An 11,960-nucleotide genomic window follows, 5' to 3' on the forward strand; every position below is an offset into this window, starting at 1 on the left:
CGTCCCGTTTTTCAGTTGAACCTGCAGTTGGTAACAGGCACTGCCGACTTTGCCGCACGATTATTGTGGATTATGCTTCAGCAATATCCTATGGAACGCCTGGAGTATCTCATCACTCACTTTCATTTTATTCCCACCATTTCAACCAATCCATGACAGATGGCATAGAAGTTTCATTTCAGCCGTCAATGGATGAAACAGACAAGAAGGTATTGATAGGCTTAGCTGTAGAGATGAGGGTTCCAGTCTTCCTTTTCTACAAGGTGTCGGCATTGATTCTCCAAGTACTGCCTTTGGCAGTTTAAAGCTGCTTGGGCAACAAGATATGTGATACGCAACGAAGAGTATGAACTGGATGCTCCTTTCTTTCTTGTCGATATATACAAAGATGGCTATTTCCGTTTTCCTAAGAAGGAAAATGGAAATAGCCGTTTCTAGTATGGAATATCTAGCTTATATCATTTTGGGTAATTGATTCTTCTGCCCAATACGTCATTGCGCATTTCCCGTTCACTACGATAGAGCTTCCCGTCTTTCAGGAAATAGTAAGCAGGATATCCGGCAAACTCAATTGTAGCATATTCCAAATTATCTGCACTTTTACAGACTTGCCAAGTACCTTCATAAGTCAGCGAGTCGTTAAACTGGATAAGTGTGGTTGAATCCGCTTTAAGTTCAAAGCGTACTCCTTCTTCCGTAAAAAAAGTGCCGCCAAAGGGATGGCTACTGCTTTTTCCGGTACAGGCTACTAACACACAGATACCCATCAAGAGCATTGAAGAATAAATAAATCTTTTCATCTTCATCTGTTTTTATTTAATCAATAAAGGGTATCCCATTAAGGAATACCCTTTAATATATCAGTATCTAACGATCTTTACTTATCGTGTACCAGGAGTTCCAGAGTTAGGAGCTACAGTAATCTCATAAACATTGATGAGAGTTTTCCACTTATAACCGTATTCAACCGGGATAAACAGCTTATAAGCTTTGTTAACCGGAGTACCGCTATAGTTGTAATAAGTCAAGACTTTTTCTTTGTCACCGTCACCATCGATATCTTTTTCTTCATATCTGATTTCAATGTTTGCAGGCAACTTACCATTTGTATAACCTTCTTCTGGTTCCAAGTTACCGTCAGTCAGTTTCAAGTTAGTCTTGATCTTAGTAACATCCAGAATATTGTCAGAACCAGCCTTCAACGGCCAAACAGCTTCTCTTACTTGATAGAAGTCATACAATGCTTTTGGCAGACCAGTTGTGTTTTCCACAATCTGCTTGTTGTCATTCCAAGAGTAGTAAGTGAATGCACCAGTTACATCAATTGAGCTACCTTCGTTCTTGGCGTCAACGAAGTTGTCGATTTCGCCCTTCTTAACTTGCAACGGCTCAATAATATTTGCTTCGTATTGCTTAACAATGCCTACATTCTTTGCATTATTGCAGAGATCAGCAACCAAGTTGATGGGAACCATCTTACCAACCAATGCCTTAGCAGCTTCTGTCGGTTGATTAGTGAAATCTGTAACAGCATGATCAGGAACAGCTTCTTGCAACTTGATGTTGTACGTCAGCTCGTCTGCGTTCAAAAGGTTAGCCTTGTGATTTACGATTGTTGCTGCTAATTCTCCCTTAATCCACAATTCTGTATCATTGTTTCTCAACTCAGCCTTCACTTCAGTACCATCGTTCCAAATATAAGTATAGTTGGCGATTCTTGCCTTATCGAATACGAATCTTACGCCTTCTTCTGCATAGTAAATGCCGTTAGCATTTTCAAGCATAGTGTGGTCAGGTTGCATCGGACCAAAAGCAGGATAATAGAACTTCGTATTAGCTACATTCTTATCTGTATAATAGATAGCGCCAGCAGCACCTTCAGTAGGTTTCACACCTCTGTCATCCAAGAAACCGTTCAACAAGTCAGTATAGATGTTACATGTCGGGTTAGTACCGTCAACAACATTCCATGCCGGATTAGATTCTTTGGTTCCATAAACGATCGGGTTGATGTTGAATATCTTATATTCCTTTTCACCTTTCCAGTATGTACCCATGTGGCCCCATACATTTAAAGCAGGCATATAGACAGTTCTTGTCATCACAACGGTAATATCAGCATTGATACCCTTAGGATCTTTGTAGATAACAGTCTTCGTGAACGTCTTCTCTTGCTGACCAGGCCAGAACACACCAAGATCTTCTTCGTTTAATGTCCACAAAATATTGTGAGACTCAACGCCTTCTTCCGGATCTTTCAAATCTTTAGCTGTACCAGCTCCCTCACCTACAATGAATTCAGTATAGATAGCATGGAATTCGTTCTTTGTCATACCACCTTCTTTAGCCTTGTCGTAAATCATGGTATTCATCATTTCTGTATCGACAAGGTTCTTAACTTTACAAGAGAACAATACCGGGTTGAACGGAACTGCCAGTTCTTTTCCTTCCATTGTCCATTTAACCTTCAAGTAACGTTGAGCAACCAATGCATTGCCATTTACAGAGTCGATCAATTCTACGCAAACAATAGGCTCACGACCTACGGCTGTTGCAGATCCAGAGATGTCATATACTTTAGCAGACATTTTACCATTCATCGGAGAATCGATTTCTGCAAATTTTTGTTGGTCAGTCTTGTTGTCATTGTCGTTTTCAGGAATATAAGCGGCTTCTGCCAGACGGAAACGGAATGTCAGACCATAGTCCTTGTAGTCTACCAAATCCTCATGTGCGGCATGATCATTGGCTTTGTCACTAACACAAACTTTTACCAATTTCTTTAAATCAAGAGGTTGGTCATAAGCTTGGTAATAGTCAACTAAAGCATTTGCATTTGATTCATACAGACATACTGAGTCATGATAGTGAACATAGAAATCACCGTTTCCATCATTCTGTATTTCGTCTGCGAATTCACCTGTTATGGTTTTTCCAAAATCAGTTCTGCTGTTAGCCAAATACGGCAATTTGATAAGCTCTTCAATACGAGCATATTCAGAGTTTACATAAACGCCATCAATAGTACCAGCTTCAACATCCTTAGCTTCGTCTTCTGTATAGTTTTCTGCAGAAATAGGAGCTTTCAAAGAAGCCATATAGAATTTCTCCTTATTGCCTTCCTTAGTGGTAGAGAGCTGTTGACCTAAGAAATCAGAATGTTTTTTGAATGTAACTTCCAGTACACCTTCCTTGTCAATATTGTGACCTGTAACTTCGATCGGGCTATTGTTTGTAATTGTTGTACCGTCAGCATTCTTTGTCATTATATTTTCAGACTTGATGCAGTCAAATGACGGAGTCAGGATATCTTGAGTACGAACACCTACACTCGGGCTTACATGGAAATAAGCCTTATTCTTCTCAGTAGCGATGTAACGGGCTGTACCGGCATCTTTGTGGTCTAACACAGGACGGTTAGTGTGGCCCGAAGGATCAGACGTATGTGTAGGCATTGCCTCATACTTCTGAGGAGTATACTGCAAAGTGGTAAAAGTCATAGCAGCAATACCGTTGATATGCTGAGTCGGGATCAGAGCTAGACTAGTCAGACGGTGTCCAATCAATTTAACCACCTCAGCGGTCAGGGCATCAACCTTTGCAGCCAAAGCTTGTAATTTTTCGTCTGTAACGAAGCCTCCTTCAAGCTCTTTCTTTAAATCTGCAATTTTCTTGTCCACAGTCTCCAATGAGGCCATTTTGTCAATTTGCTTCTGCAAGTCTGCCTGCGCTTTCTCCAGAGCGGCTTTTAAGGCTGCAATTTCTTCAGAAGAAGATCCACCTTGTCCTGCTTTGTCCAATGCTTCTTTAGCTTTGTCCAGTGCTTCTTGTGCTGCTGTTTTAGCATTAGAAGCTTCAGTTTTGGCTTCAGCGATAGAAGTCTCCAAAGCACTTACTTTAGAGTTCAATTCATCAAGTGAAGCTTTCTTGTCCAGTTGTCCCTGCAAGTCCTTGATGTCATCATCATAGTCCTTACAAGACGTGAACGTTCCTGCAGTACCAGCCATTAAGGCACTGAACAGGATCACACTTAGAAACTTTTTGTTCATAATTGAAAACTTTAAATTTATAAATTTAAAAAAATAAAAAGTGAATAATCTCGCATATTTGGTATTACTTTCTCTTATTTTTTTTGTTAAAATTTTCCGTTACTTCGCAGGTAACGGAGGAATTTTCCGTGCAAACATAATCGTTTTTCTATAAATGAGCAAATAATAATGCTGTTTTTTTATAATTAATCGAAAAATCTGCATTTAAGCGCACTTTTTTGTTAATGGAATTGTTGTTGCCCCAGCTATTAGCGTATTTGTACGTGTGTTCTGTATTACAGAGGAGTTACCCTTATACATATTATAAATAAGAATTGTATAATTAAAATTGAAGATGAAAGAGATTACCTTACAAGAAATGCTGTCAACTATTATTGGAGAGCTTCGGAAAAATGGAAGATGGGGAACAGCCCATATTTACCAATCCACATTGAATGTGTTTTCCGTATTCAACAACTATCAGAATTTGCATCTGCGCAAACTGAATTCAGTGGTTTTAAAACGTTTTGAAATGTACCTGCGCCAACGGGATTGTAGTTGGAATACCGTTTCCACCTATATGAAAGTCATCCGTTCGGCTTATAACCGAGCTGTAGATTTACGATATGTCCGTTATATTCCCAGGTTGTTTGAACATGTGTATACGGGAACTAAAGCGGACAAGAAAAGAGCATTGGAAGCTTCGGATATAGGAGCTTTAGTTTGCGAGACAGAGATGGATTTGTCCAAAAGGATTCCCTCCTCGAGACTTCAAAAAGCAAAAATGCTATTCGTGTTTATGTTTATGATGCGTGGTCTTCCGTTTGTCGATTTGGCTTTTTTGCGTAAGAAAGACTTGCAAGGTAACGTATTATCCTATCGTAGAAGAAAAACTGGTCACACCTTGCGGGTACTTCTGTCCCCTGAAGCCTTGCAGTTGGTACGCATGGTGTCCAATAAGGACGAAAACTCACCTTATTTATTTCCAATATTACATAGCAAGGAGGGTACCGAAGCGGCTTATAAAGAGTATCAATCAGCTCTGAGACGTTTTAACTATCAGTTATCAACTTTAAAAACACATTTAAACATGAGTTCACATCTTAGCTCGTATTCGGCAAGACACACATGGGCTACAATGGCATATTATTGCGAGATTCACCCTGGAATTATTTCCGAAGCGATGGGACACTCATCGATAAATGTTACTGAAACCTATCTCAAACCCTTCAACGACAAGAAGATTGATGAGGCAAATGAGAAGGTAATTTCTTTTGTGAAAAGCAATGGAATGTCGGCATAGTTTTTTTGCTTTTTATTGATAGAATAGTCTAAATATGTACTTATTTATTCCTCCCGCAAGAGACTTCTCTTGAAGGGAAGGATCGCCTTGTTTGTTTCTCAGCCACCTTTTCTTATGTCAAAGTACTACAAAATAAGACTTTATATTTTCCCCTGCCTTGCAAACCTTTTGAGTCTCTTTCACCTCAATCTTATTTCTTAGTCCTATTATAAGAATTCCACCTATAAGCCCCTCCTTATCTTTATTCATTTAAAATATTATAAACAATTATAGATGTATCGAAACTGTATTAAACATCTTTTTATATAATTGATTAAATATAGATTCCCGTTACCTGCGAAGTAACGGAAAATTTTAACAAAAAAAATAAGAGAAAGTAATACCAAATATGCGAGATTATTCACTCTTTATTTTTTAAAATTTATAAATTTAAAGTTTTCAATTATAAACATAAGTATATTCTTGTTCAGTGTCTTAATGGCTGGTACTGCAGGAACTTTCACGTCTTGTAAGGACTATGATGACGACATCAAGGACTTGCAGGGACAATTGGACAAGAAAGCTTCACTTGATGAATTGAACTCTAAAGTAAGTACTTTGGAGACTTCTATCGCTGAAGCCAAAACTGAAGCTTCTAATGCTAAAACAGCAGCACAAGAAGCACTGGACAAAGCAGGACAAGGTGGGGCTTCTTCTGAAGACATTGCAGCCTTGAAGAAAGCTTTGGAGGATGCTGATGCAGCTCTACAGAAGCAAATCGACAAGTTGGCTTCTCTGGATGCTGTAGACAAAAAGATTGCAGATCTGAAGGCAGAATTACAGAAAGATTTCATCTCCGATGCAGATTTGAAGGAACTCGCAACTAAGGTTGAAAAATTGAGCGTAGAAGTGATGACCTTGATTGGTCATCGTTTGACAAGCCTCACACTGATTCCGACTACACACATCAATGGTATCCCTTCTATTGAATTACTGTCATTGCAGTATACTCCGCAGGTTTATGCCGCTGTAACAGATCATCAGAATGATGTGGTACCGGGAAATCATCCCCGTACGCCTATGGTAGACCATAAAGCTGTAGCTAATGCCAAAACTCTTAATATTTCTACAGAAAAGAATGAGGTAAGCTATAAGATGAGTCCAAGCATCGGTGTGTTGAAAGATGATATTAAACTTCCGTTGTTCGAAGGTATCAAATCTCAAAATGTAACTAAGTCTACTCCGGAAATTCTGGAGAATGCCCCTCTCGAAGTTGTTGATTATACTGTTGATGGCGGTGTTTTGACTGTACAATATAAGAAGAATAAAGAATATCTGAACGAAAATATCGGTACATCAGGTGAAGCACATGGAGCAGATAAGCTTGAGACATTCTGGATGGCTTCCTTGAAAGCTCCTATTGCTGACAAGAACCTGACTGATGACGAAAAGAAGGCTGGTGAAGAAGTATATGTAAGTTCTGAATACAGCCGTATCGAAGAATCTACAGTATTCCCTTATCTGGCTAACAAGAAGATTGACTTTAACAAAGCTATCATTGGTAACTTTGCTGATGAAACACAAGATGGTAAGTATGTACACTATCATGACTCTATCTGCTTGTACAAATCAGGTAATGATGTATTGGTTGATGTTAAACAAGCATATGACGAACCGCTTGATTTGAGAACACTGGTAACAGTATGCTATACTTATGCAGAAAACGAACATGGTAGCCACAAGGAATTGAGCAACTACTCCGACTATGGTCTGGAGTTCCGTTTTGCTTTGGCAAAAGCCAAATATCTACAGGGTGACCGCAAGACAGACGAGCAGGAATTCGGCCGTATCTTGTCTGATGGTTATACTCTGAAGTCTGAAGTTTATGACGTAGAGTTGGGAGACAACGAATATTCCAAAACTTCTATCGGTCGTGAGCCTATCATTCGCGCAGAGTTGTGGGATAAGAATAACGGTAACATGATTGCAGTTCGCTACATTAAGATCTGTTGGACTGGTGAAAAGGATCAGACTATTGCTGCTATCACATTCCCGAACGACACTGTAACTTGTCATGACATGTTCCAGCAGCTGTTCTCTAAGGAAATGAACGAGAAGATCTATCATATGGTTAAGTTCGATGGTGGACAGAGTATGAGTAAAACTCAGTTCCATAGCATCTACAAGGACATCGAAATCCTTGAACTTAGAAAAGATGGTAAGAAGATTGACCTCAGCACATTGGCAGAGTCTACAGATGCTTTGAATGACTGGGAAGAAGGAGCAAATAAAGTTGGTAAAGACGGCGGTGAACTCATCAATAACAACAAAGAACTTGTATTCGGTTTCTTGCAGGATGCTGAGGACAATACTTCTTTCAACTTGGTTTGGGCTATGAATCCGAAGACTGTTGGTACATTGGCTTACAATGCTGCAAACAAGACTTATGCTTCTACATTTGAAATTGATGTTAAGTACGTTGACGGAACTGGTTTGAATGATGACATCAAGCAGACAATTGTTGTTCCTGCACAGAAGTTTGCATACCAAGGTACTTTCTGGAAGAATGGTAAGGGCGAAGGTGTCTTCAATGTGAATCCGATTGTTTACACTACTGCAAATGACGGTGGAACACAGAAAGACCCGCATGTATATCCGGGTACTCCAGACGGTTGTGAGCTTAAAGACTATAGCCACATCGAAGCTCACTTGGTTAATGGCTTTGTATATAAACCGACCAAAGAAAAACCAGCCAACTTGGCCCAATTCATCCAGTATATTCGTGAGTGTGCAGAGGTTAAGTTTATCTTTGACGAAACACGTATGAAAGACCTGACTACTTATCCGCATTTGAAAGACTTTGTCACAAGCGATGACCAAACTCAATTGTGGTATAAGACTAAAGGTACAGCAAAAGACGAAGTTGTAGGTGACAACAGCAACATCGGTAGAACGGATGCAGGAATTAATGATTATATACAATCTAACGATTTGGCTGCCACTATCAATAACCTGATGGGTGCTGATGCTACAGAAAACAAAAAGAACTTGCCTTGGAATTATGATGAAAAATTAGGTAATAGCGTAAATGAATGCTCCAGTATCATCCGTCTCCACGAAAAAGATGACTTGAACGGTACTGATGCCGCCCTCAAGTTGATTGGCAAGGAAGTTCCTGTACAGCTAGTTGTTGCATACAATGACTTCAATGTTATTCCAGTTCAAGAATTTGAGGTACACTTCATCAACCCGTTGACTATTGACGGTTCTATCAGCGACAACTTCGTTGATGCTGAAATTGACGGTAGCTTCTTGAGCGTTGCCAAGAACTTCACATTCACTGACTGGAATAATAAGCCGGTAGCTGCTGTAGCTGACAAGGCCACTGGTGATGAAGTTTATGCACATGCTTTGTATGACTACTATGCTGTGCGTGAAGTTAAGTTCTTGACTGATAAGACCACTACCAGCTTGGCTTGGAATGCTGCAACCAGCACTTATGAGCATAAGGAGGGTACTACTGACGGTAAGTTGCCGACCAATGCTTCATTGAAGATGATGAACTGGGATGAGACAAAAGCTAAGTCTACTGCTACAGAAGCTAAAGCTGACCCGACTCACTTGGCATACTTCAACAACCATGGTACTCCGGTTAACGTTGACTACAACATGTTCCTGACTGTAAATGTCAACTACAAGTGGGGTGTATTGAGCAAGGATAACCTGAAAGTCATCGTTAAGAAGGCTGCCGGTACACCGAGTGCCAAATAATTAAGAAGAGATTCTTGATATAATTTAATAAAAGGGACGTCCTCTTGCAGGACGTCCTTTTTTCAATCTTTCATTTATAAATATCAGATATGAAGAAAATACTATTCATTTTGACCGTGTCAGTTTCACTCATCTGCTTTTCTTCATGTAAGAAGTCAGCAGCTACACATCCTTTTCCAGGCAAATTCATCACTGAAACCGGTATCCAATTCAACCTTCGATCCGACTCCACCACCTTGATTCAATATGATGATTCCAGCTCTTACGAGGGTACATGGAGAGCCTATAATCAAGGAGACACACTAAAGTATGCCACTATTGAGTTTGCCGGTTACTTTAACTATTATTATCTGCGTAATGGTAAACTCTATCGCAATGAACATAATATGATACGTCAAGTTCTTGGTGAAGAAATTGAATATCAAGATTAAAACAGAAAATGGCTATTGCTATTCCTCTATTCTTTGGATGAGGAAAAGAATAGCCATTTCATATGATAGTTAACCACACACTTCTATTAATAATCATTTTATGATTATCATCTAATGATTATTGTGATATTTTCTATATATTTGCGTGTAAACTCAATAATCATATGAAAAATCCATTTGTTACGAACGGCTATGTGTCACCAGAATATTTCTGTGACAGAGAGAAAGAAACGGCTAAAATCGTCTCACTTTTGACGAATGAGAATAACATAGCCTTGATTTCCCCACGCAGATTAGGCAAAACAGACTTGTTGCGGCATTGTTTTGGACAGCCGGAAATCAAGGAGCATTATCACACTTTTATCATCGACATCTATGCCACAAGCTCTGTACGCGATTTTGTGAATGTTTTCGGCAAGGCTGTACTGGATGAATTACGTCCAAAAGGTAAATCCGTATGGAGTACCTTCCTGAATGTCCTGGCCTCTCTTCGCTCCGAAATAACATTCGACATGAATGGGCAGCCTACGTGGGGAATCGGTCTGGGAGCTATAACCAATCCCTCTGCAACATTGGATGAGATATTCTCCTATCTGAACAATGCCGGAAAACCATGCCTAATCGCCATCGATGAATTCCAGCAAATAACCAAATATGCAGACGATCCCAACATAGAAGCGGCATTACGGACACATATACAACGCTGTTCCAATGCCCACTTTGTCTTCTCCGGGTCCCATAGGCATCTGATGGGGGCAATGTTTACTTCTCCGACACGTCCATTCTATCAATCAGTTACATTGATAAACCTGCCTCCCATTTCTGTTGATAAATACGCGGAGTTCTGCCTTAAGCACTTTGAGCGGGCAAGCAAACTCTTAGATACATTGGTAGTAACAGAGTTATATGAACGCTTCAATGGTATAACTTCGTATATGCAGAAGGTTATGAACATTTTATTTTCCATGACCGGAACTGGAGAAATATGTATTCCCTCAATGATAGATACTGCCATTAACGACCTTCTAGACTTTTCTGCCGACACCTATGATGCCTTATTATATCAGATGCCCGAAAAGCAGCGTATTGTATTTATGGCAATAGCAGCAGAGGGAAAAGCTAAGGCTATCTCAAGTGGTGGCTTTGTACGTAAATACAAGTTGCAATCTGCAAGTTCTGTCTCTTCAGCTGTAAAAGGACTGCTAGAAAAAGACTTTATTACGTATGATAAAGGTATTTACCAGGTATATGATCAGTTCTTCCAACTTTGGTTGCAAAGGAACAAGCTTTAATGGTTTCTTTCTTGAATCTTATATTCATTCAATTTATTTGTAATTGCAGGGCAAACCATTTATAAATAATTTAGAAATGAGCAGAAATGAAATTACCTTACAAGAGATGTTCTCCTCAGTCATCGGGGAACTCCGGGAAAGCGGCAGGTGGGGGACGGCACACATCTACCAGTCAACGGTGAATGCATTCTCGGCATTCACCAAATGGCAACCGATGTCCATGTGCAAACTGAGCCCGACCGTACTGAAGAGATTCGAAAACTACCTCAGGCAGAGGAATTGTAGTTGGAATACGGTATCCACCTATATTAAAGCAATACGTTCGGTTTACAACCAGGCGGTGGACAGAAAGCTGGTGCGATATGTACCCAGGCTGTTTGAGCATGTGTATACCGGCACACGGGCAGATAGGAAAAAGGCGCTCGAAGCTTTTGACATAGGCTCTTTGGTGCGGGAGACGGAGATGAGCCTGCAGACCGATAATTCTCCCAACACCCGACAGAAAACAAAAATTTTCTTTGTACTGATGTTTATGCTAAGAGGGATTCCTTTTGTGGACCTCGCCTATTTGCATAAGAGGGATTTACAAGGAAACACCTTGTCTTATAGGCGCAGGAAGACGGGACGGGCACTAACCGTGTCACTCACACCCGAAGCCATGCAGATGGTGAGAATAATAGCAAACAAGGACAAGGACTCTCCTTATTTATTCCCCATATTACAAAGTGAGGAAGGCACAGAAGCGGCATACCGGGAATACCAGTCGGCACTCAGGGCATTCAACCAGCGTTTGGCAGTACTCAGGCAGTGTCTGGGAATGCAGTCGGCACTCAGCACCTATGCGGCGAGACATACCTGGGCCACAATGGCTTACCATTGCGAGATACACCCCGGAATCATATCGGAAGCCATGGGGCACTCCTCCATCACGGTGACGGAAACCTATCTGAAGCCTTTCAGCAACAGAAAAATTGACGAGGCCAATCAAAGGGTAATTTCTTTTGTAAGAAGTGGAGTGTGTACGGTGTAAAAGACGTTACTTCTTTTGATAGGATAGAATAGATTTGTCGCACATTTTCCGGAATCTTCAAACAGAGTTTTGAGGAACGGAATGGTGTTGTCTTTACGGAGCTCACATCGGTTCTATCAATATGCT

At 40.3% G+C, this 11,960-nt stretch carries 9 protein-coding genes; 6 read left to right on the top strand and 3 right to left on the bottom strand.

The features are described from left to right. Nucleotides 1-152 precede the first annotated feature (152 nt). Nucleotides 153-305, top strand: a complete 153-nt coding sequence (locus DWY57_RS21100; protein ID WP_158562867.1) for a hypothetical protein — start codon at nt 153-155, stop codon at nt 303-305. A gap of 153 nt (nt 306-458) precedes the next feature. Here the strand turns inward: DWY57_RS21100 and DWY57_RS14035 are convergent, their stop codons facing one another. Further along, the gene (locus tag DWY57_RS14035) at nt 459-800 is read right to left on the bottom strand and encodes a hypothetical protein (protein ID WP_008661937.1); all 342 of its coding nucleotides are present in this window, start codon (nt 798-800) and stop codon (nt 459-461) included. 81 nt (nt 801-881) lie between these two features. Next, a complete protein-coding gene (locus tag DWY57_RS14040) occupies nt 882-4,049 on the bottom strand; it encodes a hypothetical protein (RefSeq protein WP_119961946.1) in 3,168 nt (1,055 codons plus the stop codon). 334 nt (nt 4,050-4,383) lie between these two features. Here DWY57_RS14040 and DWY57_RS14045 point away from each other — a divergent pair, with 334 nt between their 5' ends. Continuing rightward, nucleotides 4,384-5,331, top strand: a complete 948-nt coding sequence (locus DWY57_RS14045) for a site-specific integrase (protein ID WP_117599752.1) — start codon at nt 4,384-4,386, stop codon at nt 5,329-5,331. Nucleotides 5,332-5,448: 117 nt separating this feature from the next. Here the strand turns inward: DWY57_RS14045 and DWY57_RS21555 are convergent, their stop codons facing one another. Then, on the bottom strand, nt 5,449-5,580 hold the full coding sequence (locus DWY57_RS21555; protein ID WP_279387036.1) for a hypothetical protein: 132 nt from the start codon (nt 5,578-5,580) through the stop codon (nt 5,449-5,451). A 228-nt stretch (nt 5,581-5,808) separates the two neighbouring features. Between DWY57_RS21555 and DWY57_RS14050 the strand changes: the two genes are divergently transcribed. The 4 genes from DWY57_RS14050 (at nt 5,809) to DWY57_RS14065 (ending at nt 11,834) form a co-directional block, all read left to right on the top strand. After that, nucleotides 5,809-9,081 (top strand): hypothetical protein, encoded by a 3,273-nt coding sequence (locus DWY57_RS14050; RefSeq protein ID WP_119961947.1) that lies wholly within the window; start codon nt 5,809-5,811, stop codon nt 9,079-9,081. An 89-nt stretch (nt 9,082-9,170) separates the two neighbouring features. Next, nucleotides 9,171-9,512 carry a hypothetical protein gene (locus tag DWY57_RS14055; protein WP_117601698.1) on the top strand — a complete coding sequence of 114 codons (342 nt, stop codon included), beginning with the start codon at nt 9,171-9,173 and terminating at the stop codon, nt 9,510-9,512. A 164-nt stretch (nt 9,513-9,676) separates the two neighbouring features. Then, nucleotides 9,677-10,804, top strand: coding sequence for an ATP-binding protein (locus tag DWY57_RS14060; RefSeq protein ID WP_117601697.1), 1,128 nt, complete (start codon nt 9,677-9,679; stop codon nt 10,802-10,804). Nucleotides 10,805-10,880: 76 nt separating this feature from the next. After that, complete coding sequence (locus tag DWY57_RS14065) at nt 10,881-11,834, top strand: site-specific integrase (protein WP_119961948.1); 954 nt, start codon at nt 10,881-10,883, stop codon at nt 11,832-11,834. The last annotated feature ends 126 nt before the right edge of the window (nt 11,835-11,960 follow it).

Source organism: Bacteroides sp. AF25-5LB (assembly GCF_003602965.1).
Taxonomy (GTDB): Bacteria; Bacteroidota; Bacteroidia; order Bacteroidales; family Bacteroidaceae; genus Bacteroides; species Bacteroides uniformis.